Annotated in this window: 21 protein-coding genes and 1 tRNA gene; 16 read left to right on the top strand and 6 right to left on the bottom strand. The window is 69.8% G+C overall.

Annotation, left to right across the window (positions count from 1 at the left end; genetic code table 11):
- Positions 1-3: 3 nt before the first annotated feature.
- From PU630_RS02975 to PU630_RS02990, 4 genes are all read left to right on the top strand, one after another.
- Positions 4-720, top strand: a complete 717-nt coding sequence (locus PU630_RS02975; protein WP_275278871.1) for an L-ribulose-5-phosphate 4-epimerase — start codon at positions 4-6, stop codon at positions 718-720.
- Entirely contained in the window at positions 717-2312 is a 1596-nt protein-coding gene (locus PU630_RS02980) for a xylulokinase (protein ID WP_275278872.1), read from the top strand. The genes PU630_RS02975 and PU630_RS02980 overlap by 4 nt, the downstream gene beginning before the upstream one ends.
- Positions 2309-3811 carry an L-arabinose isomerase gene (gene araA / locus PU630_RS02985; RefSeq protein ID WP_428981977.1) on the top strand — a complete coding sequence of 501 codons (1503 nt, stop codon included), beginning with the start codon at positions 2309-2311 and terminating at the stop codon, positions 3809-3811. Before PU630_RS02980 ends, araA begins: the two co-directional genes overlap by 4 nt.
- A gap of 65 nt (positions 3812-3876) precedes the next feature.
- Positions 3877-4917: an NAD(P)H-dependent flavin oxidoreductase gene (locus PU630_RS02990; RefSeq protein WP_275278873.1), complete on the top strand. Its 1041-nt coding sequence runs from the start codon at positions 3877-3879 to the stop codon at positions 4915-4917.
- 169 nt (positions 4918-5086) lie between these two features.
- Here PU630_RS02990 and PU630_RS02995 read toward each other — a convergent pair whose 3' ends face one another.
- Positions 5087-5671 (bottom strand): DnaJ family domain-containing protein, encoded by a 585-nt coding sequence (locus PU630_RS02995; RefSeq protein WP_275278874.1) that lies wholly within the window; start codon positions 5669-5671, stop codon positions 5087-5089.
- 140 nt (positions 5672-5811) lie between these two features.
- On the opposite strand from PU630_RS02995, the gene PU630_RS03000 reads away from it, so the two are divergent.
- The gene (locus PU630_RS03000; protein WP_275278875.1) at positions 5812-6762 is read left to right on the top strand and encodes an aldose 1-epimerase family protein; all 951 of its coding nucleotides are present in this window, start codon (positions 5812-5814) and stop codon (positions 6760-6762) included.
- Positions 6763-7029: 267 nt separating this feature from the next.
- Here the strand turns inward: PU630_RS03000 and PU630_RS03005 are convergent, their stop codons facing one another.
- The 3 genes from PU630_RS03005 to PU630_RS03015 are packed head-to-tail and all read right to left on the bottom strand — an operon-like array spanning position 7030 to position 10345.
- On the bottom strand, positions 7030-8931 hold the full coding sequence (locus PU630_RS03005) for a carbohydrate-binding domain-containing protein (RefSeq protein WP_275278876.1): 1902 nt from the start codon (positions 8929-8931) through the stop codon (positions 7030-7032).
- A complete protein-coding gene (locus tag PU630_RS03010) occupies positions 8928-9740 on the bottom strand; it encodes a polyphosphate polymerase domain-containing protein (protein WP_275278877.1) in 813 nt (270 codons plus the stop codon). The genes PU630_RS03005 and PU630_RS03010 overlap by 4 nt, the downstream gene beginning before the upstream one ends.
- Positions 9741-9742: 2 nt before the next feature.
- Positions 9743-10345, bottom strand: coding sequence for a DUF4956 domain-containing protein (locus tag PU630_RS03015; RefSeq protein WP_275278878.1), 603 nt, complete (start codon positions 10343-10345; stop codon positions 9743-9745).
- A 145-nt stretch (positions 10346-10490) separates the two neighbouring features.
- Between PU630_RS03015 and PU630_RS03020 the strand changes: the two genes are divergently transcribed.
- Together PU630_RS03020 and PU630_RS03025 are read left to right on the top strand one after the other, a co-directional pair.
- Entirely contained in the window at positions 10491-11180 is a 690-nt protein-coding gene (locus tag PU630_RS03020) for an asparagine synthase (RefSeq protein ID WP_275278879.1), read from the top strand.
- 192 nt (positions 11181-11372) lie between these two features.
- Positions 11373-11445 (top strand) — tRNA-Arg (locus PU630_RS03025).
- Positions 11446-11834: 389 nt separating this feature from the next.
- Here PU630_RS03025 and PU630_RS03030 read toward each other — a convergent pair.
- Positions 11835-12593, bottom strand: coding sequence for a GntR family transcriptional regulator (locus tag PU630_RS03030; protein ID WP_275278880.1), 759 nt, complete (start codon positions 12591-12593; stop codon positions 11835-11837).
- Positions 12594-12865: 272 nt separating this feature from the next.
- Here PU630_RS03030 and ehuB point away from each other — a divergent pair, with 272 nt between their 5' ends.
- From ehuB to ehuA, 4 genes are read left to right on the top strand one after another with little or no spacing between them, the layout of a single operon-like run.
- Positions 12866-13795: an ectoine/hydroxyectoine ABC transporter substrate-binding protein EhuB gene (gene ehuB / locus PU630_RS03035; RefSeq protein ID WP_275278881.1), complete on the top strand. Its 930-nt coding sequence runs from the start codon at positions 12866-12868 to the stop codon at positions 13793-13795.
- 4 nt (positions 13796-13799) lie between these two features.
- Positions 13800-14558: an ectoine/hydroxyectoine ABC transporter permease subunit EhuC gene (ehuC, locus tag PU630_RS03040; RefSeq protein WP_275278882.1), complete on the top strand. Its 759-nt coding sequence runs from the start codon at positions 13800-13802 to the stop codon at positions 14556-14558.
- Complete coding sequence (gene ehuD, locus PU630_RS03045; protein WP_275278883.1) at positions 14555-15214, top strand: ectoine/hydroxyectoine ABC transporter permease subunit EhuD; 660 nt, start codon at positions 14555-14557, stop codon at positions 15212-15214. The genes ehuC and ehuD overlap by 4 nt, the downstream gene beginning before the upstream one ends.
- On the top strand, positions 15198-16022 hold the full coding sequence (gene ehuA / locus PU630_RS03050; protein ID WP_428981978.1) for an ectoine/hydroxyectoine ABC transporter ATP-binding protein EhuA: 825 nt from the start codon (positions 15198-15200) through the stop codon (positions 16020-16022). The genes ehuD and ehuA overlap by 17 nt, the downstream gene beginning before the upstream one ends.
- 438 nt (positions 16023-16460) lie before the next feature.
- Here ehuA and PU630_RS03055 read toward each other — a convergent pair whose 3' ends face one another.
- A complete protein-coding gene (locus tag PU630_RS03055; protein ID WP_275278884.1) occupies positions 16461-18512 on the bottom strand; it encodes a prolyl oligopeptidase family serine peptidase in 2052 nt (683 codons plus the stop codon).
- 35 nt (positions 18513-18547) lie between these two features.
- On the opposite strand from PU630_RS03055, the gene PU630_RS03060 reads away from it, so the two are divergent.
- From PU630_RS03060 to PU630_RS03080, 5 genes are all read left to right on the top strand, one after another.
- Positions 18548-18913 (top strand): VOC family protein, encoded by a 366-nt coding sequence (locus tag PU630_RS03060; RefSeq protein WP_275278885.1) that lies wholly within the window; start codon positions 18548-18550, stop codon positions 18911-18913.
- A gap of 152 nt (positions 18914-19065) precedes the next feature.
- Positions 19066-20514, top strand: coding sequence for an L-serine ammonia-lyase, iron-sulfur-dependent, subunit alpha (locus PU630_RS03065; protein ID WP_275278886.1), 1449 nt, complete (start codon positions 19066-19068; stop codon positions 20512-20514).
- A 64-nt stretch (positions 20515-20578) separates the two neighbouring features.
- Positions 20579-21922, top strand: coding sequence for an MFS transporter (locus PU630_RS03070; RefSeq protein WP_275278887.1), 1344 nt, complete (start codon positions 20579-20581; stop codon positions 21920-21922).
- Entirely contained in the window at positions 21919-23775 is a 1857-nt protein-coding gene (locus PU630_RS03075; RefSeq protein WP_275278888.1) for a glycoside hydrolase family 2 protein, read from the top strand. The genes PU630_RS03070 and PU630_RS03075 overlap by 4 nt, the downstream gene beginning before the upstream one ends.
- Positions 23772-24794 carry a DUF2804 domain-containing protein gene (locus tag PU630_RS03080; protein WP_275278889.1) on the top strand — a complete coding sequence of 341 codons (1023 nt, stop codon included), beginning with the start codon at positions 23772-23774 and terminating at the stop codon, positions 24792-24794. The genes PU630_RS03075 and PU630_RS03080 overlap by 4 nt, the downstream gene beginning before the upstream one ends.
- Positions 24795-24796 lie beyond the last annotated feature (2 nt).

Genomic DNA, 24796 nt, shown 5'->3' on the forward strand with positions numbered 1-24796 from the left:
ACCGTGACCGACTTCGATGAGCCCACCGCCGCAGCCATCGCCACCACCCGCGCGGACGTCGCCCGGCTGCACGACGAGCTCGTGCGCTACGGGCTGGTGGTGTGGACCGGCGGCAATGTGTCGGGGCGAGTGCCCGGCACCGAGCTGTTCGTCATCAAGCCCTCGGGGGTGAGCTACGACGACCTCGCGCCCGAGAACATGATCCTCTGCGATCTCGACGGGCACGTCATCCCCGGCACTCCCGGCAGCGACCGCAGCCCGTCCAGTGACACCGCCGCGCACGCGTACGTCTACCGGCACATGCCCGAGGTCGGCGGCGTCGTGCACACGCATTCGACCTATGCCGTGGCGTGGGCCGCGCGCGGCGAGGAGATCCCGTGCGTGATCACGGCCATGGCCGACGAGTTCGGCGGCCCGGTACCGGTGGGGCCGTTCGCGATCATCGGTGACGACTCGATCGGCCGCGGCATCGTCTCCACGCTCACCGGCCACCGCTCGCGCGCCGTGCTCATGCAGAATCACGGCCCGTTCACCGTCGGAGCCAGTGCGAAGGATGCCGTCAAGGCGGCCGTCATGCTCGAAGACGTGGCCCGCACCGTGCACATCGCGCGGCAGGGTGGCGAGGTGCTGCCGATCCCGCAGCAGGCGATCGACAGCCTCTACGACCGGTACCAGAACGTCTACGGGCAGAGCGTCGACGACCGGCGGAGCGCGTCGTGACCGCCGCCGAGACCATCGCCGCCGGGCGGGCGGTGCTCGGCATCGAGCTCGGCTCGACCCGCATCAAGGCGTGCCTGGTCGGTGCAGATGTGAACGAGGTGCTCGCCACCGGCGCTCACACCTGGGAGAACTCCTACGTCGACGGCCGATGGACCTATGACCTCGACGAGGTCTGGACGGGACTGCAGGCCGCGTTCGCCGACCTCGCCGCGCAGGTGCGCGCGCGCCACGGCGTGGCGTTGGAGCGCGTGCGCGCGATCGGCGTGTCGGCGATGATGCACGGCTACCTCGCGTTCGACGAGGCAGGGGACCTGCTCGTGCCGTTCCGCACCTGGCGCAACACGTCGACGGGCCCGGCCGCCGCCGAGCTCACCGAGCTGCTCGGGCAGAACATTCCGCTGCGGTGGTCGATCGCCCACCTGCACCAGGCGGTGCTCGACGATGAGCCGCACGTCGGCGCGGTGCGGTTGATCACCACGCTCGCAGGCTACGTCCACTGGCGGCTCACCGGACGTGCGGTGCTGGGGGTGGGGGACGCATCGGGCATGTTCCCGATCGACGCGGCCACCGGCGACTACGACGCGGCCCTCGCGACGCGCTACGACGAGCGGGCCGCCGGCCGCGTGCCGAGGCTGCGTGATCTGCTGCCCGAGGTGCTGCGCGCGGGCGAGGTCGCCGGCACGCTGACCGCCGACGGCGCCGCACTGCTCGACGCGAGCGGAACCCTGCAGCCGGGAGCCGCGCTGTGCCCGCCGGAAGGGGACGCCGGAACCGGCATGGTCGCAACGAACGCCGTGGCCCCGCGCACGGGAAACGTCAGCGCCGGTACCAGCATCTTCGCGATGGTGGTGCTCGAGCGGGCGCTGGCCGAGGTGCACCACGAGATCGACCTGGTCACGACCCCGGCCGGTGACCCCGTCGCGATGGTGCACTGCAACAACGGCGCGAGCGAGCTGGCGGCCTGGGTCGGCCTGTTCGAGCGGTTCGCCGCGGCATCCGGCACCCCGCTCGAGTCGGACGCGGTGTTCGACGTGCTGTTCCGCGAGGCGCTCGCCGGCGCCGCCGACGCGGGTGGACTTCTTGCCTACAACCACCTCGCCGGCGAGCCCATCGCCGGCACCGACGCCGGTCGCCCGCTGTTCGTGCGCACGCCGGGCAGCGAGCTGTCGCTGGCGAATGTGATGCGCGCGCAGCTCTACGGCGTGTTCGGCACGCTGGCGCTCGGCATGCGCATCCTCGCCGACGAGCAGGTGGCCCTCGACCAGATGTATGCCCACGGCGGAATGTTCCGCACCGCGGGGGTCGCCCAGCGCTTCCTCGCCGCGGCGTTGGACGCCCCTGTGGCCGTGGGTGAGACCGCGTCAGAGGGCGGGGCGTGGGGCATCGCCGTGCTCGCCGCGTATCTGGATGCGGCATCCACCCTCGACCTGACCTCGTACCTGCGCGACCGGGTCTTCGCCGGCGCGGCGGTCGAGGTCGCCGATCCCGACCCGGCCGACGTCGCCGGATTCACCGCTTACCTCGACCGCTACCGCGCGGGGCTCGCCGTCGAGCGCGCCGCCGTCGCCGCCCTCCCGGAAGGAACATCATGACCCTGAACACCACGCTCGACGGCTACGAGGTCTGGTTCGCCACCGGCAGCCAGACGCTCTACGGCGACGAGACCCTGCGGCAGGTCGCCGCGCAGGCGCAGCAGGTCGTCGCAGGCCTGGCGGGCCTGCCCGTCAAGGTCGTCTACAAGCCCGTGCTGACCGAGCCCGACGGCATCCGCCGGCTCGCTCTCGACGCCAACGCGCACGACGAGGTCATCGGCGTCATCACCTGGATGCACACGTTCAGCCCCGCCAAGATGTGGATCGCGGGCCTCGATGCGCTGCGCAAGCCGCTGCTGCACCTGCACACGCAGGCGAACGTCGAGCTGCCGTGGGGCGAGATCGACTTCGACTTCATGAACCTCAACCAGGCCGCTCACGGCGATCGCGAGTTCGGGTACATCCAGACCCGCCTCGGCGTGCCGCGCAAGACGGTCGTCGGGCACGTGTCGAACCCGGCTGTGCTCACGCAGATCGAGCAGTGGCAGCGCGCGGCGGCCGGGCTCGCGGCATCCCGTTCCCTCAAGCTCGCGCGCTTCGGCGACAACATGCGGAATGTCGCTGTCACCGAGGGCGACAAGACCGAGGCGCAGCTGCAGTTCGGCGTGCAGGTGAACACGTGGGGTGTCAACGAGCTCGCCGAGGCGGTGGATGCCGCGGCCGACGCCTCCGTCGACGCCCTGATCGAGGAGTACCTGGCCTCGTACGACGTCGCGCCCGAGCTGCGGCCGGGGGGCGAACGTCACCAGTCGTTGCGTGACGGCGCCGCGATCGAGGTCGGGCTTCGGTCGTTTCTCGAGGAAGGCGGCTTCGGCGCCTTCACGACCTCGTTCGAAGACCTCGGCTCGCTCAAGCAGCTGCCGGGGCTGGGCGTGCAGCGGCTGATGGCCGAGGGGTACGGGTTCGGCGCCGAGGGCGACTGGAAGACGGCCGTCCTCATCCGCATCGCGAACGTGATGGGCGCGGGACTGCCCGGCGGCGCGTCGCTCATGGAGGACTACACGTACGACCTGGTGCCCGGCGAGGAGAGGATCCTCGGCGCGCACATGCTCGAGGTCTCGCCGTCGCTGACCACGGCGACCCCGCGGCTCGAGGTGCATCCGCTGGGCATCGGCGGCAAGGACGACCCCGTGCGCCTGGTGTTCACCGCCGACCCCGGCCCGGCGGTCGTGGTGGCACTCAGCGACATGCGCGACCGGTTCCGGCTCGTGGCGAACGTCGTCGAGAACGTGTCGGCGCCCGACCTGCCGAAGCTGCCCGTGGGCCGCGCGGTCTGGAAGCCGCAGCCCGACTTCACCACCTCGACGACGTGCTGGCTCACCGCCGGCGCCGCGCACCACACCGTCATGACCACGGCGGTGGGTGTCGAGGTGTGGCGCGACTTCGCCGAGATGGCCCAGACCGAGCTGCTCGTGATCGACGAGAGCACCACCGTGCCCGGCTTCGCGCGCGAGGTGCGCTGGAACCAGGCCTACTACCGCCTCGCGCAGGGGCTGTAGAGGGGCGCTGCGGGCAGGCGGGCGGCCGGGCGGCGCGCGGGCAGAGCCGGAGTAGCGTCGAGGGCATGAGCCTTCGTGACGCGCTCGGCATCGAGCATCCCATCGTCCTCGGTCCGTTCGGCGGGCTGTCGTCCATCGACCTGGTCGCCGCCGTGAGCGAGGCCGGGGGACTGGGGTCATACGGCCTGTACGGCTACGCACCCGACCGCATCCGCGAGACGATCCGCGCGCTGCGCGCGGCCACCGACAAGCCGTTCGCGGTGAACCTGTGGCTGCCCACCGGCGACGAGGTGACTCCGGGCGAGGTCGACCTGGCCGCGGCATCCCGCGCCGTGGCGCCGTTGTTCGATGAGCTCGGCGTGCCGGTGCCGACCCCGCCCGAGCGCTTTCTGCCGGCGATCGACGACCAGCTGCGGGCGGTGCTCGACGAGGCGCCCGCCGTGCTCAGCGTCGTGTACGGCGTGCCGTCGGCCGAGCTGGTGGCGGCCGCGCGCGAGCGCGGAATCCGCATCACGGGCACCGTCACGACCGTCGCCGAGGCGCGGGCGATGGAAGCTGCGGGCGTCGACGCGATCGTGGCGAGCGGTGCGGAGGCGGCGGGGCACCGGGTGTCGTTCCTCGACCGGCCTGAGCACGCGCTCGTGGGCACGTTTGCGCTCGTGCCGCAGGTGGTGGATGCCGTGACCGTGCCCGTCATCGCGGCAGGAGGCGTCGCCGACCGCCGGGGCGTGGCCGCAGCCTTCGCCCTCGGGGCTTCGGGCGTGCAGGTGGGCACCGCGTTCCTGCGCACGCGCCAGTCGGCGGCATCCGACGCCCATCGCGACGCGATCGCGGCGGCCACCGACACGACGACCGTGCTGACCCGGGCGATGAGCGGGCGGCTGAGCCGCGGCATCCCGAACCGCGCCATGCGCGCGATCGAGACGGCGGGCCAGATCGCGCCGTTCCCCGCGCAGAACTGGCTGACCGGCCAGTTTCGCGCCGAGGCCGGCAAGCGGGGTCTGGGGGAGTATCAATCGCTGTGGGCCGGTCAGACCGCGGCGCTGGCGACACGCGCGGACGCGGCCGAGGTCTTCGCGGAGCTCGCCGCGGGGCTGCCCGCCTGACCGCGGTCCCCTTCTTGCCGCTCGCCGCCTCTTCCCGCCGCTCGCCGCCCCTTCCCGCCGGATTCATATGAAACTGTCCTGAGCACATCAAACTGCCCGCCAGTTTGATGTGCATGAGACAAACTCATATGAATTTGCCGCCTCTGCCGCCGCGCCGCGCACCCGCGCCTCAGGCCCGCCGGCGGCGTCCGAACAGGCGACGGCGCGGCGCCGGCCTGCGCGATGCGACCTCGACCTCCGCCGCGGCGGCGGCCGCGGCATCCCGCCTCTCCCGCCACGCCGTCACCTCGGCGTCGACGTCGCGCGTCGGCGTCACCACGGGCGGCCCGCCCTGCAGCTGGCGGCGCGCCTCGATGACACGCCGGTTGAAGTCTTCGAGGTGCTCGCGCACCTCGCTCTCGCGGCGCAGGCGGTCGAGCGTCTCGCGCAGCCGCTCGTTCTCGACGCGCAGCGTCAGCGCGGGCGGACCCAAGCCGCTGAGCTGTTCGGTCTGGATCTTGCGGCGGATCCACCAGTCCGGATCGTGGTGATCGCCGAGCCCCTCGAGCGGCTTGCCGGCACCGGGCAGATCGTCGAACTCGCCGCGGCGGATCGCCTGCGCAATCGTCGTCTCGACGTATGCCCAGCGCTCCGTCTCGGTCATGGGACGAGGAGGGGATGCCGCGGCCGGCGCCTCTCCAGACAGCTCGGGGTCTTCGCGCCGCTCCCGCTCCTGGCGGTAGCGTGCGGCGGCCTCGCGGGGGTCGTCAGCCATGTCGCACCTTCCGTTGGTTCCGAGCCTACGCCGGGCGCCCGTGAGGCCCGATCCCCTGTGAACGGTCCCACGCCCGCGCCGGCTCCCGGGTAGAATCGGCCGTCGGCCCGAAAATCGCACAACCTTCAGGAAGTTCCCCCATGGCACGCATTCCCCTCTCCGGCACCCAGCACGCCCTCCGCGCGGGCGACTACGAGGCGGTCATCGCCGGGGTCGGCTCATCGCTGCGCAGCCTCACCTACCAGGGACGCGATCTGGTCATCCCGTTCGACGCCGACGAAGTGCGTCCGGGTCACCGCGGCGCCACGCTCGCCCCGTGGCCGAACCGCGTCGTCGACGGCCAGTACACGTTCGACGGCGTCGAGCAGCAGGTGCCGCTCACCGAGCCCGCTCGGCACCACGCCCTGCACGGCCTCGCGTCGTGGATCGAGTTCGTGCCGGTCGACAAAGAGGCCAGCCATGTCACGCTCGAAGCCGTCATCGAGGCGCAGAAGGGGTACCCCTGGCGCCTCATCGTGCGCACCACCTATGCGCTGACCTCGCTCGGACTCACGCAGTCTGTGACCGCCGTCAACGACAGCGCCGAGCCTGCGCCGTGGGGCACCTCGGCGCACCCCTACCTCGTCGCCGGCGCCGGCCACGTCGACGACTGGACGTTCGAACTGCCCGCAGCCCAGGTGCTGCAGGTCACGCCCGACCGGCTCATCCCGACCGAGCTGACCGGGGTCGACGTCGACGCCGCGCGCTTCGACTTCCGCACTGCGCGCGCGGTCGGCGCCGTCGAGCTCGACCACGCGTTCACGGGCCTTTCCGGCGACGAGGACGGCGTGGTCACCGCGCGGCTGACGGACGCCGCGGGCAGTGGTGTCGAGATGGTGTGGGATGCCGCGTGCCCCTGGGTCCAGGTGTACACGTCCGACCAGCCCGGCGGAACCGCCGACCCGGCCCACCGCGCCGGCGTCGCGCTCGAGCCGATGACCTGTGCGCCCGACGCGTTCAACGCCGCCCGGTACCCGTACGACACGGGCCTGATCACGCTGCAGCCGGGCGAGTCGGCCACCGCGCACTGGCGCATCGGCGCGATCGGCTGACCCGCGCGGCGCCAGCTGTCTCCCTCAGCGTGGGGCTGACCCTCGCAGTGTGGCCGATCGGCTGACCCGCGCGGCGCCCGGCCTGCGCCAGCCTGCGGCCCGGCCTGCGCCGGCCCGCGGCCCGGCCTGCGCCGGCCTGCGGCCCGGCCTGCGCCGGCCCGCGGCATCCCCCTCGTCCTCCTCCTGTCCCCTCACGCGACATCACCCCTGTGCACGCTCGGAAGCCCGAAAAGCGTGCACAGGGGTGATCTCGTGAAGGGACGAGGGTCAGCTGCCCGCCGAGCCCGAGTCTTGCGGCATGTCGGTCGGCACGTCGGTCGGCATGCCGCCCGCCGGCGGCTGCGGCATATCGGTCGGCATGTCGGTGGGGCGCTCGCCGTCCTGCGGCGGCTGGCCGCCCCCGCCGCCGCCGCCGCCGAAGTTCCCGCCGCCGGGTCCCATCTCCGACGAGGTCTGCTCGCCGGCCGTCGCCGTGGCCACGGTCGTCGAACCGGCCGTGCCGGCCTCTGAGAGGGGGCCGGCGATCGTCGTACCGGCGTTGCCGCCCGAGGTGAGCGTGTACTCGGTGCCGTTGCTGAGCTCCGACGACGAGTAGACGACGTTCGACGCCTGCTTTGCGAGAGTGAGGGATGCCAGAGCCTTGCCGTCGGCGTCGACCACCGTCAGCACGGTACCGGCCTGCGCCGCCGAGTCGAGCGTGAACTCGACGGTGGCCTGCTTCGAGTCGTCGGCCGACGGCGCGACCGCCATGCCGCTCGACCCTGCAGCCAGCAGCACGCCGCCCGAGATCGTCATGCCCTTGTCGGCGTCGAGCGCGCCGTTGCCGTCGTTCGTGGGGCCCGAGACGACCACGGTGCCGCCGCTCTGGGTGATCGTTCCGGCGTTCACGTCGAGCCCGTCGCCCTCGGCGTCGACGAGCACGGTGCCGCCCGAGATCGTCAGCGTCTGCGCGCCGGTGCCCTCGTCGGGCTCCGACACGTTGATCCCGTCGTCGCTCGTGGTGATGTCGACGGTGCCGTCGGTGATGTCGATCGCCGCGGCTTCGAGCCCCTCGTTCGCCTTCTTCACGGTGACGCTGCCGCCTGAGATGGCCATCGCCAGGTCGGCGTGGGTGCCGTCGTCGCCGGTCGACAGTGTGACGTCGGCGCCGTTGTAGTGTGCGTACTTGTCGGTGTTCACCGCGTCGGCGGCGCTGTCGATCGTGATCGTACCGCCCTCGAACACCGCGATGACCCCGGCCGAGACGCCCTTCGCGCCGGCGTTGGGGTCTTCGCCCGAGCCGCCGCCGGCGACGATGGAGAGCGTCCCGCCCGTCGTGATGACGTCGGTCGCGGCATCCACCCCTTCATCGCCCGAGGTGGCGGTGATCTTTCCGCCCGCGAGGTCGACGTAGCCACGGTCGGCGTCTTCGTCGTTGTCGGACTTGAGCGCGTCCCCGCCGGCGTCGACCGTGATCGTGCCGCCCCGGACGACCAGGTAGTCCTTGCCGCGGATGCCGTCGTCGACGGCCGTCACATCGATCGTGCCGGACTGGATGACCAGACCGTCGCTCGACGCTATGGCGTCATTGCCCTTGCCATCGACGGTCAGCGCACCCGTGCCGGTGATGGTCAGGTCGGCCTTGCTGTACAGCGCGGCGTTCGCATCGGCGTCGTCGGCGTAGCTCGTCGCGTCGCTCAGGGCGTTCGTCGTGCCGTCGGCGAGGATCACCACGGCTTCGTCGGCCGCCTGGATGTCGATGGCAGGCCCCTCGGCGTTCGCGATCGTCACCCCGTCGAGGACGAGCTTCACCTTGCCGTCGGCGGTGCTGTCGACGACGACCTGCTTCGTGGAGTCGCCCTTGAGCACATAGGTGCCGGCCGCGGTGATGGTGACGGTGCCGTCCTTCACCGTCACGCCGTCGGAGCGGGATGACGTGGCCGACGTGCCGTCGAGGGAGATCGCCACTGCACCATCGGCCGACCAGTCGGCGTCATCATCGGAGTCGTGTGCGTCCTGATTGGCGGCGAGCACCTGCTCGGCGGTCTGCGAGGCCTCGGACGAGCTCGCGGCCGCCGCGGTCGTCTCGTCGCCGGATGCGGTGCCGCTGCAGCCGGCCAGCACGAGCGAGAAGGCCAGCGCCGGGGCCGCGAGCAACCACAGTTTCGTGGTCTTGGGGCGGGAGGTCATGAGGGCGTCCTTTCGTCGGCGGAGCGCTCGGCGTCCGCGAAGTGGCGCTGCAGCGTTCGGCACCACTTGTTGCTGGGCAGTTCGGGGTACAGCGCGGCCATGCCGGTGCCGTACTTGGAGATGGAGGTCGGCCGGTGTCCTGCGCGCCAGAGCGCCCGGTCCATGGCGCCGGCGCGTCGGCCGGACTTGGTCTCGACGATCACACGGTCGGGAGTGCGCAGGATGCCGCGGCCCGCGGCGCTCCACTCCAGATCGATGTCGATCGTGGTGCGCGAGTCCTCGGCGGTCACGGCGCCGGGCAGCATGAGGGTGATCCGCCGGTAGCGGGAGTCCATGCTCGGCCGCAGGCGGCGCGCGACATGCGCGGCCTGCGGGATCTCTCCGGCCGTGAGGAGCGCGGCCGCTTGTTCCCGGCCGCTGTCGTCGAGCGCGACGTCAGCGACCGGCACGCGCTGCTTGACGGTGGCCCGCCGGCCGCTCTTGGTCTTCACTTCGAGAAACGAGTCGCCCGAATCGACGTAGGTGCGGGCGCGCACCTTGAAGCGGCGCCGGCGTCCACGCGCCGTGGTCAGGTAGCTGTCGAGCTCAGGAGTGTCGAAGTAGCGCGACGCATAGGCGAGGGTGGAGGTGCCGCAGATCTGCAGGAGGCGGGTGGATGCCGGCAGCTGCGCGATGATCTCGGGCAGCTGGGCGAGCGGCAGCACGTACTTGCGGTCGATGCGAGTCTGCAACGCCGCGTGGGCGTTGAGCTCGACGAGGTCGATCGGCGCGAAGGCGGCGAGGTCGGCGACGGGGGCGGGTGTAGTCATCGTCAGGATCCGACCTGCGTGAGGGTGCGGGTGTGGGCGGCTGCGGCATCCCGTCTCGCGTTCTTGTCGATGGCATACCGCACGTCCACCACTGTCGTGTCGGAGACGAGGTTCACCTCGCGAACGTGCAAGACGTGGATGCGGGCACCCAGCGTCTCTTCGACGACGGCACGCAGTGCGACCTCGTCGGTGTAGGCGCGGTCGAGGGTGAGGCGCTGCTCGCGGTAGCGGCGGAACAGGGCCGGGCTGTCGATGACGGCGAGCGCGACGAGGATGAGCGCCATGAGCGTCACGCCGAGCCAGGTCACGCCGCCCGACAGACCCGCGATCAGCCCCAGAGCGAGAGCGGCGAAGAAGTAGGCGATCTCGCTGTGCTCGATCTCGCTCGAGCGCAGCCGGATGATCGACAGCACGCCGAACAGGCCGAGGCCCAGTCCTGCGCCCACCGTGGCAGAGCCGAGCACGATCGATACGGCGAGGACGCCGACGTTGATTCCGACGAACGCGACGGCGAGGTCACGACGCCGGTGCCGGGGGAAGTACACCGCGAACGCGAGAATCGCGATCGCGACGAGATCGAGGCCGGCGGCGGCGAGCTGTTCCATGAATCCTCCTGAAGTGTTCGGATTCCATTAGGCCGTCGTTCACTATGCGCGTGCTATGACGCGACTTTGGCGGACCGGCGAATCTTCGAGGGCCGCATTCCCGCTACCCTTGGCAGGGGAACAACCGCCGTTCACGGGAGTGCATGTGGCAGACGCGAAGCGAGGCGACACCGCCCGTCGCTTGGCGTCGTGGCGGCGGCCCAAGGGCATGAAGCTCTCCGACATGGTCGCCGACGGCCTGTACGTCGCGTCGGCTGCCACCCGGCTGCAGCTGAAGAACCGCATCCTCGTGGACGTCATCGCCCGCGGCGGGGACTTCGACGTGCAGCGCCTCATGCCCGAGGCGCGCGAGACACTTCTCACGCTCGCCGCCGAAGCCGAGCAGGACGCCCAGCGCATCGAGAGTGCGAGGCTGCGCGCCAAGCGTCGGCACAGCGACTCGTACGGCACGCACGACTACCGCAGCCGCGACGTGCGCAACCTGCGCAAGCGGCAGCGGCAGTCCGAGCAGGTTGCGGCCGAGCTGCGCGCCCGGGCTGAAGATGAGAACGAGCTCCGCACGCTCGTCGAAGACGCGCGGGAGGCCGCGTGGTCTGAGGTCGAGCGCAACATCGACTCCACCCTCCGCATCGAGGCGGCGCGGCCCGATCTCGAGCCCGACTACGGCAAGTTGCGCGATGCGCGTATGCAGTCGCTGCGGCTCATCGACCTGCCGCGGCTGGCCGCGCATCGTCGTCGTAACGCGCAGGGCGCGGCCGGCACGCTGAACGACGAGAAGGCGATGGATGCCCCGGCTGAGAAGGTCGGCGACGTCGATCTCTCCGAGCTCGAGTAGAACGCCCGCGGCCGACGGCCACAGAGTGGGTGTCGTTCTGCATGCAGCCGGCGCGCGGCGTGTGATCGCTCTCTGCGGTCCGTCGGGGCGTGCGCCGCGCCGTCGGAGCGGGTGGATGTCGCGGCCCGCGCCTCGATTCGCGCGAGGGCCGATCGTCGGATAACATGGTCTCTTGTGCGCAGCAGCGCACGGGCGCCCGTAGCTCAATGGATAGAGCATCTGACTACGGATCAGAAGGTTGGGAGTTCGAGTCTCTTCGGGCGCACACTGTGTTGAGACAGTAACGAAAACCCCGGTTCATCGAACCGGGGTTTTTGCGTTGGTGAGGTATCTGCGCGGGCGGTGCTTCTGCGGGGCGGTGCTTCTGCGCGGGCGGCGATTCTGCGCGGGCGGCGTATGGCCGCTTCAATCCGAATCAGGTGTTCTCGCGAGATCAGGACGATCGCAGGTCGAAATGGCCTGATCTCGCGAGAACACCTGATTTCGTGGGGGCTCACGGTGGGCGGACGCGCGGGCCGGCGTACGCGTTCCGGTCCCCGGCCGTGCACACGGTCGGGGATCGGGGGCGGCGCGCCGCGGCATCCCGCACCCTTGCGGCGTGTCGCGGATGATCCCCGACCCCGTGCACGGGCGCGTGCTCGGGACGAGCTGCGCCTACTCCGGCGCGCCGGTGACGTCGAGCGGCCGCAGTGCCGGCGGCACCGTGATCGCCTCGGTGATGGTCTCGACCTTCTCGGGCTCGAGGTCGCCGGCCAGGCGTGCGACAGCCTCGTCGAATTGCGTCTGCAAAGCGGCGATGGCCCTGTCGGCATCACCGGCGCGCAGGGCCTTCAGCAGCGCACGATAGGTGGGGGAGACGTCGCGACGCACGATGTACTCGTCGCTCGTCGAGAAGCTGGCGATGCGCGTCTCGATGGCCAACGTCGCCATGTACTGCGCAAGACGCTGATTGCCCGCGGCTTCGACCAGGCGGCGGTGGAACGCGAGGTCCGCGTCGCCGATGGCTCGCGCATCCTGCCCCTCACTGACCTTCTCGAGCTCGTCGAGCGCGGCCTCGACGTCGTCGAGCGTGGTCTTGTCGCGCACGATGATGCGAATGGCCTCGAACTCGACCGCGCCGCGGGCATCGTAGAGGTCTTGCAGATGCTCGGTGCCGACGACACTCACGCGCAGCCCGCGCCCGGGCGTGGCAGTCAGCAGCCCCTCCTGCACGAGGCGTTGCGCGGCCTCGCGCAGCGGGCTGCGGCTCACGCCGAGCTGGCTCGCGATCTCCACCTCGCCGATCTGGCTGCCCACGGGCAGTGCGCCGGAGAAGATCGCCGTGCGCAGCTCGATCGCGATGAGGTCGACCGTCGAGGGACGGGCGACACGGAAGACGGATGCTGCGCCGAGCGGCTGCTTCGCAAAGGCCATGGGATTCCTTCCAGATGTCCGGCGCCGATCGATCTGCGCCGGCAGACTCGCGGTCACCTCAACCGTACTGATCGACCGCGCCGAAGCGGTACGTCACAACGCAACGATAACAATTTCTGCATACATGCAGACAACCAGACTCTCGGATTGCATAAATGTCGACAGCGCGTCATAAGGTGGGGGACGCCCATCAACTGATTTCGGGTCGGGTCGCCAGGCTCGCGGAAGCGCCGGCTGGTTGGTTCGCCCCGCACACGACCGAAAGAGGAAAGATGATGACGAAGCGACGTTCCCGCACCCCTGTTCACATCGGGGTTGCCGCCGTCGGTGTCTTCGCGCTCGCCGCACTCACCGCCTGCAGCGGTGGGTCAACCGGTGGCAACGGTGACGACAACAGCAGCAAGAGCACGCTCGAACAGCTGAAGGCGAAGGGGTCGATCACCGTCGCGGTGGCCGACGAGCGCCCGTACTCCTGGAAGGAGAACGGCGAGGCCAAGGGCGCCACGATCGCGATCGACAAGAAGATCTTCCAGGCCATGGGCATCGATGAGGTCAAGGTCGTCGAGGTCGACTGGAACTCGCTGATCCCGGGTCTGAACGCCGGCCGCTTCGACGCGGTCAGCGCTGGCATGTCGATCCTGCCCGACCGTTGCGCGCAGGCGGCGTTCGCCGACCCCGAGATCATGTACACCACCGGTCTCATGGTCGCCAAGGGCAACCCGCTGGGCCTGGAGACGCTCGACGACGTGAAGAAGGCACAGGACGCCGGAAAGGACGTCAAGCTCGCGGTCCTGAACGGCGGCATCGAGGCCGGGTACGCCAAGAGCCTCGGCCTGAAGGTGTCGCAGTCCGTCAAGGATGCGCAGAGCGGCATGGATGTCGTGGCCAACGGTCGCGCCGACGTGTTCGCGATGACCGCGATCTCGCTGAACTATATGGCGAAGAACAGCGGCAATGACAAGGTCGAGACCACGCCTGCCTTCGTGCAGTCGATCGACGGCACCCCGCAGATCGGCGCCGGCACCGAGGTGTTCCGCAAGGCCGACACCGAACTGCAGAAGGCCTACAACGAGCAGCTCGACAAGATCACGAGCGACGAGGACACCTACCTCGGCCTCGTGGGTGAGTACGGGTTCACGAAGGAGAACATGCCTCCCGCAGACCTGACCACCGAGCAGCTGTGCAAGGGCGACGAGGGCTGAGTTCTTGTCTTCCGACCTGCTGAACGCGCTCGGCAGCGCGCTTCCACAGCTCGGCCCGGCGGTCCTCGTGACCGTCGGGCTGACGGTGGCGGGGTCGCTGCTGGCCGTGGTCATCGCGATCGGACTCGGGCTCATGGCGCGGCTCGAGAACATCGTGCTGCGCGGCATCGCGCGCGTCATCATCGAGTTCTTCCGCGGCACGTCGCTGGTCGTCCAGCTCTTCTGGCTGTTCTTCGTGCTGCCGATGTTCGGTGTGGAGTGGCCGCCGATCCTCGTCGGAATCCTGGCCCTCGGCTTGAACTTCGGCGCTTACGGCGCGGAGGTCGTGCGCGGCTCGATCAACTCCGTGCCGCGCGGGCAGTGGGAGGCCACGACGGCCCTCAGCATGTCGGCGACGCAGCGCATGTTCCGGGTGATCTTCCCTCAGGCGTGGGCGCTCATGATCCCGTCGCTGACGAACCTGCTCATCCAGCTTCTGAAGGCCACGGCGATCGTGAGCTTCATCACGCTCGCCGACCTCACGCACTGGATCGACAAGCTGCGAATCGGCACCGGCAGCACCTACTTCGCCTACGGCATCGGGCTCGTGCTGTACTTCGTGATCGCATACGCGCTCACGCTGCTGATGAACGCGCTCGAGGTGCATGCCAAGCACAAGATCGGCCGTGGCCAGTCGTTGCGTGAGGTACTGAGCTTCCGTACCCGCCCGCCCGTCGATCCGGTGGCCTCGAGCACCGCCGACCTCGAAGGGAAGCTGCAATGACCGACCAGGTGATCTGGGACTGGAGCATGGCCTGGCAGGTGCTGCCCGACCTGCTGCTGGCCTTCCTGAAGGTGACCCTCGTGGTCACGGTGCTCGGCACTCTCATCGCCGCGGTGCTGGGGCTGATCATCGCGATCGTGAAGCGTTCGGCACCCCAGCCGATCTCGGGCATCGTCGCGTTCATCGTGAACTTCATCCGGATGACGCCCATCGTCGTACAGCTGATGTTCGCCTACTTCGCGTTCACATCGATCGATCCGCTGACGATCGGCGTGGTGATCTTCGGCATCCACTATTCGACCTACATGTCCGAGGTCTATCGCGCCGGCATCGAGGCGGTTCCGGCCGGACAATGGGAGGCCAGCACGGCCCTGTCGATGTCGCGCACCCGCACCTGGGTGGCCGTCGTGATCCCGCAGGCGCTGCGCGCCACGATTCCGGCACTCGGCAACTACGCCATCTCGATGTTCAAGGACACACCGTTCCTCGTCGCGATCGGCGTGGTCGAACTGGTGCAGGCGGGCCTCGAGTTCGGCGGCAACCACTTCCGATACATCGAGGCGATCACCCTGTGCGGTGTCATCTTCCTCGTCGCGAGCTACCCCACCTCGCTGCTGGTGGGGCGATTGGAGAAGCGCCTTGCTTTCACAAACTGATACAGCGCCCGAGCCGGCGGCCGCAGGTGGGTCGTCGACCGCACCCGTCATTCGCTTCGATCGTGTGCAGAAGCGGTTCGGCGACAACATCGTGCTCAACGACCTGAACTTCGAGGTCGCCAAGGGCGAGCGCGTGACACTCATCGGACCCAGCGGATCGGGTAAGACCACGATCCTGCGCCTGGTGATGACGCTCGAAGAGGCCACCGACGGCTACATCTACATCGACGGCGAGCCGCTCACGCACGAACTGCGCGGCGGCAAGCGGGTCGAGCTGAAAGAGAAGCACAAGAACGACGTGCGCAAGCGCATCGGCATGGTGTTCCAGCAGTTCAACCTGTTCCCGAACATGACGGTGATGGAGAACATCATCGAGGCGCCGGTCCATGTTCTGAAGACGCCGAAGGATGCCGCGAAGCGGCGCGCCCTCGAACTGCTCGACCAGGTGGGACTCGCCGACAAGGCCGACGCGCACCCGATGCAGCTGTCGGGCGGCCAGCAGCAGCGCGTCGCCATTGCGCGGGCGCTCGCCATGGACCCCGAGATCCTGCTGCTGGACGAAGTCACGAGCGCCCTCGACCCCGAGATCGTCGGCGAGGTGCTCTCGATCCTGCGCGACGTCGCCAAGACGACCGACATCACGATGCTGATCGTGACGCATGAGATGCAGTTCGCCCGTGATGTGTCGAACCGCGTGCTCATGTTCGACGGCGGCAAGATCGTCGAAGAGGCGTCGCCCGAGGTGATGTTCACGCAGCCCAAGCAGCAGCGCACGCAGGAGTTCCTCTCCGCCGTGTTGCGCGGCTGAGAGGCTCCCTGAGCGCGGCGCGGCATCGGTGGTTTCACGGACACCGGGGCGCGCCGCGCGGAGACGAGGTCCGGTCGCCGCTGGTGGCGGCGGTTTCACGGCCCCTGGGCGCGCCGCGCGGCAGCGGTGGTTTCACGGACACCGGAGCGCGCCGCGCCGAGACGAAGGCCCGGTCGCCGCTGACGGGCCGAGACGAAGGCCCGGTCGCCGTCGGCGGCCCGGTCAGCCAGCGCTGAAATCAGGTGTTTTCGCGAGATCAGGCTCTTTGCGCCGCATATCGACCTGTTCTCGCGAGAACACCTGATTTCGTGAAGGGTCGTGAAGGGTCGTGAAGGGTCGTAAGTGGCCGGGGAGGGGCGAGCCCCGGCAGCGGGGCGGGCTCCGTCAGCGGGGCGGGCGCGCCGCGGCGGCCGTCGCGCCTTCCGCCTGCGGCCCGGCTTAGTCACCCGCGCCCGGCCGGCGCACGAGCGCGTCGGTGAAGAACGCGTGGATCACCGCCTGCAGTGCGGCTTTGGCCGCGTTGTCGATGGATGCCGCGTGCCCGCCCTCGTCCTGCTCGAGATAGTGCACCTCGGCGTCCGTCTCATCGAGCAGCCGGGCGGCCATCTTGCGCGCCTGCACCGGGCCCACGCGGTCGTCGCTCGTCGCGGCGTAGAAGAGGCTGGGCGGATAGGAGTGGGCCGGATCGATCAGGTGATACGGCGAGAAGGTGCGGATGAACTCCCAGTCGGCCGGGTCGTCGGGGTCGCCGTACTCGGCGATCCAGCTGGCGCCCGCCGACAGCCGGGTGTACCGGCGCATGTCGAGCAGCGGCACCCCGCACGCTATCGCGCCGAAGTCGTCGGGAAACTGCGTCAGCATGTTGCCCACGAGCAGTCCGCCGTTGCTTCCGCCGTGGCATCCCACCCTCTCCGGCGTCGTGACGCCACGGGCGACGAGATCACGGGCGACCGCGACGAAGTCCTCGTAGGCGCGGTGCCGGTTCTCGCGCAGCGCCGCGAGGTGCCAGGCGGGGCCGAACTCGCCTCCGCCGCGGATGTTCGCGACGACGAAGACCCCTCCCGCCTCGAGCCACGCCGGGCCCTGGATCGTCGCGTACTCGGGCAGGCGTGAGACCTCGAAGCCGCCGTAGCCGCTCAGCAGCACGGCGGCGGGGCCTTCGAGCGCCCGCGGAGCCACCTGGAAGTAGGGGACGCGCGTGCCGTCGGCCGAGACCGCCCAGTGCTGCGTGGTGGCGAGGTTCGTCGCATCGAACACCGCCGGAGCCTGGTCTATGACGCGGGGCGCCGGGGTTGCGGCATCCGTCGCGATCAGGGTCTGCGGAGTGAGAAAGCCGCGCGCGAGCAGGAACAGCTCGTCGTCCTCGTCGGCATCGGCCGTGACCACGTCGACGGTGAGGATGTCGTCGGTGTCGAGTCCGGTCTGCAGCTCGGTCGCTGACCAGCCGTCGGCCGGATCGAGGGAGAGGATGCGGCTGCGCACGTTCTCGAGCACGGTGAGGACGAGGCGGGTGCGGGTCCACGACCAGTCTTCGAGCACCGCGGTGTCGGTGGGGGTGAAGACGGGCACGAGGCTCGAACCGTCGCCGTTCGTGACCGTCTCGAGCGGGCCGACCAGCAGCGTGCCGCCGAGGTGGATGGTGTCGCCGACCTTCCAGTCGGTCGTAGTGCGCACCGCGACGAGGTCGCCGTGCACGTTCGTGTGCGCATCGTCGGGAACCGCGAGGTGGGCCGGGGCGTCGCCGCCGCGCCACACGTACCTCTCGGTGTGAAAGAAGTCGTGCGCGATCGAGGCGATCGCCGTGCTGCGGCCGTCGGTGTGGTCGACGCCCACGAACACCGACACGTCGCTCTGGTCGGCTTCGACGACGGGGGATGACGCGGCCAGCTGCGTGCCCCGGGTCCAGACACGTGCCGATCGGGGGTAGCCCGAGTCGGTCGTCGCGCCGCCCTCGAGCGCGGTTCCGACGAGCAGGGTGTCGGCGTCGATCCAGGCGGCGTGGGACTTGTCCGCATCGAGCATGAATGGCCTGCCGGCGACGAAGCTCCGCGCGGCCAGGTCGAATTCCCGCACGACATGCGCGTCTCCGCCGTCAGGGCTCAAGAACACCAGGGCGCGATCGGTGCCGCGCGGGGCATGCGCGGCGCCGGCGAACGCCCAGGGCGTGCTCTCTTCGCGGCCGAGGGCGTCGATGTCGAGCAGCACGTCCCAGTCGGGGGAGCCGGCGAGGAACGAGGTGCGCGAAGCGCGTCGCCACAGACCGCGGGGGTTTGCAGCATCCCGCCACAGGTCGTACATCCACTCGCCGTGACGACTCGGGACCACGACCCGGTCGGGGTCATCGAGGATCGTCTTCAACCGCGCAGCCAGTTCCGGCGCGGAGAAGGAAGCCTCCGTCTCGTCGGTGCGCCCGCGGGCCCAGGCAAGGGCTTCGGGATCGCGGATGTCTTCGAGCCAGAGGAACGGGTCGTCGTCGAGGGGATCTGTCACCACGCAAGCCTAGACGCGGGTCTACCCTGAGCCGTATGAAGCTCGTGCAGGTGGCTCAGCACGCCGACGATCTCGAGCGGGCGGCCACGTTCTACTCCGCGCTGCTGCGCAGGCAGCCGGCGGCGATGTTCGATCCGCCCGGGTTGCTGTTCTTCGACCTTGACGGCGTGCGTCTCCTGCTCGATCGCAACGCGCCGTCGGCGCTGATCTATCTGCATGTGGACAACGTGCACGAAACGCTCGAGCGCATCGACTCTCTCGCCGAGGTCGTCTCGCGACCGACGGTGGTCTTCACGCACGAGACCGATCTGCTCGGGCCCGCGGGACACGATGAATGGCAGGCGTTCATCCGCGACACCGAGGACAACACGGTCGGGCTGGTGGCCTTCCAGCGGCGGTGAGGGGGTCGCCGGCCGCGGGGTGGATCGGTTGGGCACCATGCACACCAGCGACCCGCAACGATGACAGATCTGCGCAGCATCAGGCAGTGAGACCTGATGCTCTGCACGCGCCGCCCGCACCCACCGCGCCGCGCACCCCTTAGCCTGGAGGAGTGAGCGCATACGTCTCGGCGTTCGAGCTGTTCTCCATCGGCGTAGGACCCTCGAGCTCCCACACGGTCGGCCCCATGCGGGCGGCCCGTGACTTCGCCGTGCGCGCCGCGCCGATCCTGGGCCGCACCTCCCGTGTGACCTGCACCCTGTTCGGCTCGCTCGGCGCCACCGGCCTCGGTCACGGCACGCCCGATGCCGTCGTCGCCGGGCTGCGCGGCGACGAGCCCGAGACGGTCGACCCCGACGCGCTGCGCCGTGCGTGGAGCGACTGGCCCGACGGCGGCCGACTGCGGGTGAATGGCACGCACGAGGTCGCCTTCGCCAAGGACGACATCGCCTTCGCTCCGCGTACGCGCATGCCCGGGCACCCGAACGCCCTGACACTCACGGCGCTCGGCGAGGGCGGCGACGTGCTCGCCGAAGAGACGTACTACTCCGTCGGTGGTGGATTCATCCGGCGGGAAGGGGATGCCACGGCCGCGGCATCCCGCACATTCCCGTTCTCGTTCGACACGGCGGCGGAATTGCTCGCGCTCTGCGATGCGCACGCGCTCACCATCGCCGAGGTCGCTCGAGCCAACGAGGAGGCGCTGCGCAGCGAGGAGGAGGTCGCGGCCTCGCTCGATGCTACCTGGGACGCGATGTCGGGCTGCATCACGGCCGGGCTGCACGCGGACGGCGTGCTGCCGGGCATCCTGAAGGTCAAGCGGCGGGCCGGCGCTCTTCGCGCGCAGCTCGAGTCGGCACAGGCGGACGGCGGCCGCGAGCTGCCCGGTGAATGGCTGGGCGCGTTCGCGCTCGCCGTCAACGAAGAGAACGCCTCGGGCGGCCGCGTCGTGACCGCGCCCACCAACGGCGCGGCAGGCATAGTGCCGGCCGTCGGCATGTATTGGTGGCGGTTCCTTGCGGATTCGGGGCTGGGCGCAGCCCGCGCTGTCACGCCCGATGCCGAACCGGTTGGCAGCGCACTGTTGGGCGAGTCCGCCGACGTCGCCGAGGCCAACCGGCGCCGCGGCATCCGTCGGTACCTGCTCACGGCGGCCGCGCTGGGCTCGCTGTTCAAAGCCAATGCGTCGATCTCGGGTGCTGAGGGCGGTTGCCAGGCCGAGGTCGGCTCGGCATGCGCGATGGCCGCTGCGGGGCTGACCGCGGTGATGGGTGGCACGAACCGCCAGATCGAGAACGCCGCCGAGATCGCCATGGAGCACCACCTCGGGCTCACCTGCGACCCGGTCGCAGGCCTGGTGCAGATCCCGTGCATCGAGCGCAACGCGATCGCGGCATCCACCGCGGTGACTGCCACGCGACTCGCCCTTCGTGGCGACGGCTCGCACTATGTGCCGCTCGACACGGTGGTGGAGACCATGCGCCAGACCGGCATCGACATGTCGACGAAGTACAAGGAGACCAGCGAGGGCGGGCTCGCCGTGAACGTCGTCGAATGCTGACGGACAACGAGACAGCGTAGGATTGTCCGAACCCGAACACCGGTCAGTTTCTGCGAGGATGCCGATGGCCACCGAACCCGCAACGCCCGTGCGCGTCGCTTCCCCTCTTTCCGAGCGCCCGCGCGCGCCGTTCTCTGCGCGGTCCTGGCTCGTCGTCATCGTCGTGGGGCTCGTCGGGCAGCTCGCCTGGACTGTCGAGAACATGTATCTCAACGTGTTCGTCTACGACACGATCTCGACTGATCCCACCGTGATCGCGATTCTCGTCGCGTCGAGCGCGATCGCCGCCACGCTCGCCACGATGCTCATCGGCGCCGCCTCAGACCGGGTGCGCCGACGCAAGCCGTTCATCGCGGTCGGCTACATCCTGTGGGGTGCCACGACGGCGATGTTCGGCTTCGTGCAGCCGGAGGGCGGGGTGGATGCCGCGCAGGCCGTCGGCTTCGCGGTGGTGGCCATCGTCGCCCTGGACTGCATCATGTCGTTCTTCGGCTCGGGCGCCAACGACGCCGCGTTCAACGCGTGGGTGACCGAGTCGACGGTTCCCGCCAATCGCGGCCGCGTCGACGGGGTGCTCGCGATCATGCCGCTCATGGGCATGCTCATCGTGTTCGGGGCGCTCGACGGTCTCACGCAGGACGGCCAGTGGAAGCTCTTCTTCAGCATCGTCGGCGGCGCCACCGCCGTCGTCGGCGTGATCGCGTTCTTCCTGGTGCGCGAGCCCGCCGAGACGCGCACACCGCCCGACGGCTACTTCGGCGCCGTGATCAACGGGCTGAAGCTGCGTACCGTGCGCGAGAACCCGCGGCTGTACATCCTGCTGGCGGCGTGGGCGGTGATCGGGACGAGCACGCAGGTGTTCATTCCGTACCTGATCATCTACATTCAGAAGTACCTGCGCATCGACGGGTACGCGATCGTGCTGGCCAGCGTCCTGATCCTCGCCGCGGTGATCAGTGTGCTGGGCGGCCGGCTCATCGACCGCATCGGCAAGACCGCCGCGATCCTGCCCGCGGTCGCCTTCATGATCGTGGGCCTGGTCGGCATGTTCTTCGTGCGCGGGATGCTGCCGGTGATTGTCTTCGGAACGATCATGATGGGCGGCTTCATGCTCTCGACGGCGTCGCTGTCGGCCAGCGTGCGTGATGTGACGCCGGCCGATCGCGTCGGCATGGTGCAGGGTCTGCGGATGATCGCGATGGTGCTCATCCCCATGGTCGCGGGTCCCTTCATCGGCTCGGCGGTCATCATCGGCGCCGACGAGACCTACGTCGACCTCGGAGTGGTCAAGCAGGTGCCCACTCCGTGGATCTTCATCGCCGCCGCGATCGTCGCGGTGTTCGTCGTGGTTCCCGTGCTCGCGCTCCGCAAGACCCCCGCTCCCGATCCGGAGGACCTCGCCGTATGACCCCGCTGACCCGGTGGGGCGAACAGCTCGACCCTGCAGCCCCGCTGCCCGAGTATCCGCGACCGCAGCTCGTGCGGGAGAGGTGGCAGAACCTCAACGGTGTGTGGGACTACGCCATCGTGCCGTTCGACGACGGCCAGGGCGGCGCCGATGACCCGCTCGCCGTGGCCGACCCGACGGCGCCGCCGCAGGCGTGGGACGGCGAGATCGTCGTGCCGTTCTCGCCCGAGATGCCGCTGTCGGGGGTGGGTCGTACCCTGCACAGTCGTGAGACTCTCTGGTACCGCCGCACGTTCGCCGCCGAATGCGGCGAGGGCGAGCGCGTCATCCTGCATCTGGATGCCGTCGACCAGTCATGCCGCGTCGCGGTCGACGGGGTCGAGGTCGCTTTCCACACGGGTGGGTACCTGCCCGTCGTCGTCGACGTGACGGCCGCGCTGGCCGATCGCTCCGAGCACGAGCTCGTCGTCGCCGTGCGCGATGTGACCGATGCCTCATGGCTGGCCCGCGGCAAGCAATCGAGCTCGCGCGGGGGCATCTGGTACACGCCGCAGTCCGGCATCTGGCAGACGGTGTGGCTCGAGGTCGTGCCGCGCGTCGCCGTCGACACGCTGGTGCTCACGCCGCACCTGGCATCCGGCGAGATCGAGGTCACCGTCGGCACCGACCATGCGAACGACACAGAGGGCGCTCTGACCGCGGCCGTCACCGTGCTCGCCGACGGTGAGGTCGTGGCATCCACCGCCGTCCTCGTCGGGCAGCCGACGCGGGTGGCGCTGCCGCAGCCGGTGCGTCCGTGGTCGCCCGAGGATCCGTTCCTCTACGACGTCGAGATCGCCCTCGGCGACGACCATGTGCGCTCGTATGTCGGCATGCGCTCGTTCGGAGTGGGTCGGGATGCCGCGGGGACACCGCGTCTTCTGATGAACGGCGAGCCGTACCTGCCGGTCGGGCTGCTCGATCAGGGGTACTGGCCCGACGGCGGGTACACCGCGCCGTCCGACGAGGCGCTCGAGTACGACGTGCGTCTCGCGAAGCGTCTGGGCTACACGATGCTGCGCAAGCACATCAAGGTCGAGCCGATGCGCTGGTACCACCATTGCGACCGGCTCGGCATGCTCGTGTGGCAGGATGCCGTCAACGGAGGCACGGCGTACAAGCCGCAGATCATCACGGCGCCGGCGTTCGGTGCGCCGCCCATCCGTGACGATCGCTATCGGGCGTTCGCGCGGGCGGATGAGCGCGGGCGCGAGCAGTTCGAGGTCGAGCTGGCCGAGATGATCGAGCATCTGCGGTCGGTGCCCTCGATTGCGCTGTGGGTGCCGTTCAACGAGGCGTGGGGACAGTTCGACGCTGCGCGCATCGCCGGTGTGGTGAGCGAGCTCGATCCGACCCGGCCGGTCGATCACGCCAGCGGGTGGCACGACCAGGGCGCTGGAGATCTGCGGAGCCTGCACATCTACTTCCGGCCGGTGCGGCCGCGTCGCCGGCGCGATGACCGCGTGCTGGCGGTGACCGAATACGGCGGGTACAGCCTCATCGTTCCCGGGCACACGTTCGGCACGAAGACGTTCGGCTACCGGCGCTACCGCTCGCGCGAGAAGTGGCAGGCGGCGTTCGAGCGGCTGCACGAGCGCGAGATCGCGCCGGCGATCCGCAAAGGCGTCGCCGCCCTCGTGTACACACAGCTGTCCGACGTCGAAGACGAGGTCAACGGCCTGGTCACCTACGATCGCCGCTTCATCAAGGCCGACGAGCAGCGCACGCATCGGATGAACGACGCGCTGCGCGCCGCCGCGGCGGAGTCGGGCGGTCACTCCGGCGCGTCCGCATCCCACGAGGAGAACGCATGACCGCCCGCGAACTGACCGTGCCCGTCTCGCTCACCGGTCCGGACGGGCGGCTCAACCCCGGCGCTGTCGGGTGGGCGCGGCATCCCCTCGTCGAAACGACCGGCATCGGCCGTGGGCCGGGGCGCAGCTGGGGCCGTAACAAGCGCTGGGAGTACTGGAGCGTGATCACGCCCACGCACTTCCTCGCCCTGACGGTCTCGGCGATCGACTACGCAGCCGTGCACGAGGCCTGGGTGTACGAGCGGTCGACCGGTCGGTCGCTGCGCCACGGCGCGACCGTGCTGCCGCAGCGCGGTGTCGAGATGCCGGGGCGGCTGGATGCCGCGCCGGCCCGTGCCCGCGCGAGGGGCCTCGCGCTCGACGTCGAGCCCTCCGGCGAGCTGCGCGACGGGGCCGCGCCGCAGGTGCGTCTGCGCGCCCGCTTCCCGCGGGCGTCGTTCGACATCACGGTGTCGCGGCCGAAGGGTCACGAGTGCCTGGCCGTCGTCGTGCCGTGGAGTGCGAACCGGTTTCAGTACACGGTGAAGGATGTCGCGCTGCCGGCATCCGGCACCGTGACCGTCGACGGGACCACGCATGAACTGCCCGAGGGCTGGGCGGTGCTCGACCACGGGCGCGGCCGGTGGCCGTATGACGTGCGATGGAACTGGGGTGCGGGATCGGGCGTCGCGCACCGCCGCACGATCGGCATACAGGTCGGCGGCAGGTGGACCGACGGCACCGGGCAGACCGAGAACGGTCTGGTCGTGGACGGACGGCTGCACAAGATCCACGACGAACTCGTGTGGGAGTACGACCTTGCCGAGCCGCTCACGCCGTGGCGGATCCACGGCGGCGGGCTCGTGGCATCCTTCACCCCCTTCTACGACAAGCAGTCCCGCACGAACCTGCTCGTGCTCTCATCGCGCACCGATCAGTGCTTCGGCACGTGGGCGGGAACGTTCACCGCTGCCGACGGCGAGACGATCGGGTTCGACGGCATCGAGGGATGGGCCGAAGACGTGCACAACCGGTGGTGAGC

It is taken from the genome of Microbacterium horticulturae, assembly GCF_029094505.1.
Taxonomy (GTDB): Bacteria; Actinomycetota; Actinomycetes; order Actinomycetales; family Microbacteriaceae; genus Microbacterium; species Microbacterium horticulturae.

Excerpts from the sequence above, each read along its gene's own strand:
- PU630_RS03015 (WP_275278878.1), bottom strand. The coding sequence starts at position 10,345 with ATGGAACAGCTCGCCGCCGCCGGCCTCGATCTCGTCGCGATCGCGATT.
- PU630_RS03075 (WP_275278888.1), top strand. The coding sequence starts at position 21,919 with ATGACCCCGCTGACCCGGTGGGGCGAACAGCTCGACCCTGCAGCCCCG.
- PU630_RS03080 (WP_275278889.1), top strand. The coding sequence starts at position 23,772 with ATGACCGCCCGCGAACTGACCGTGCCCGTCTCGCTCACCGGTCCGGAC.
- PU630_RS03010 (WP_275278877.1), bottom strand. The coding sequence starts at position 9,740 with ATGACTACACCCGCCCCCGTCGCCGACCTCGCCGCCTTCGCGCCGATC.
- araA (WP_428981977.1), top strand. The coding sequence starts at position 2,309 with ATGACCCTGAACACCACGCTCGACGGCTACGAGGTCTGGTTCGCCACC.
- PU630_RS03005 (WP_275278876.1), bottom strand. The coding sequence starts at position 8,931 with ATGACCTCCCGCCCCAAGACCACGAAACTGTGGTTGCTCGCGGCCCCG.
- ehuD (WP_275278883.1), top strand. The coding sequence starts at position 14,555 with ATGACCGACCAGGTGATCTGGGACTGGAGCATGGCCTGGCAGGTGCTG.
- PU630_RS02990 (WP_275278873.1), top strand. The coding sequence starts at position 3,877 with ATGAGCCTTCGTGACGCGCTCGGCATCGAGCATCCCATCGTCCTCGGT.
- PU630_RS03070 (WP_275278887.1), top strand. The coding sequence starts at position 20,579 with ATGGCCACCGAACCCGCAACGCCCGTGCGCGTCGCTTCCCCTCTTTCC.
- PU630_RS02995 (WP_275278874.1), bottom strand. The coding sequence starts at position 5,671 with ATGGCTGACGACCCCCGCGAGGCCGCCGCACGCTACCGCCAGGAGCGG.
- PU630_RS03030 (WP_275278880.1), bottom strand. The coding sequence starts at position 12,593 with ATGGCCTTTGCGAAGCAGCCGCTCGGCGCAGCATCCGTCTTCCGTGTC.
- PU630_RS03060 (WP_275278885.1), top strand. The coding sequence starts at position 18,548 with ATGAAGCTCGTGCAGGTGGCTCAGCACGCCGACGATCTCGAGCGGGCG.
- PU630_RS03000 (WP_275278875.1), top strand. The coding sequence starts at position 5,812 with ATGGCACGCATTCCCCTCTCCGGCACCCAGCACGCCCTCCGCGCGGGC.
- ehuB (WP_275278881.1), top strand. The coding sequence starts at position 12,866 with ATGATGACGAAGCGACGTTCCCGCACCCCTGTTCACATCGGGGTTGCC.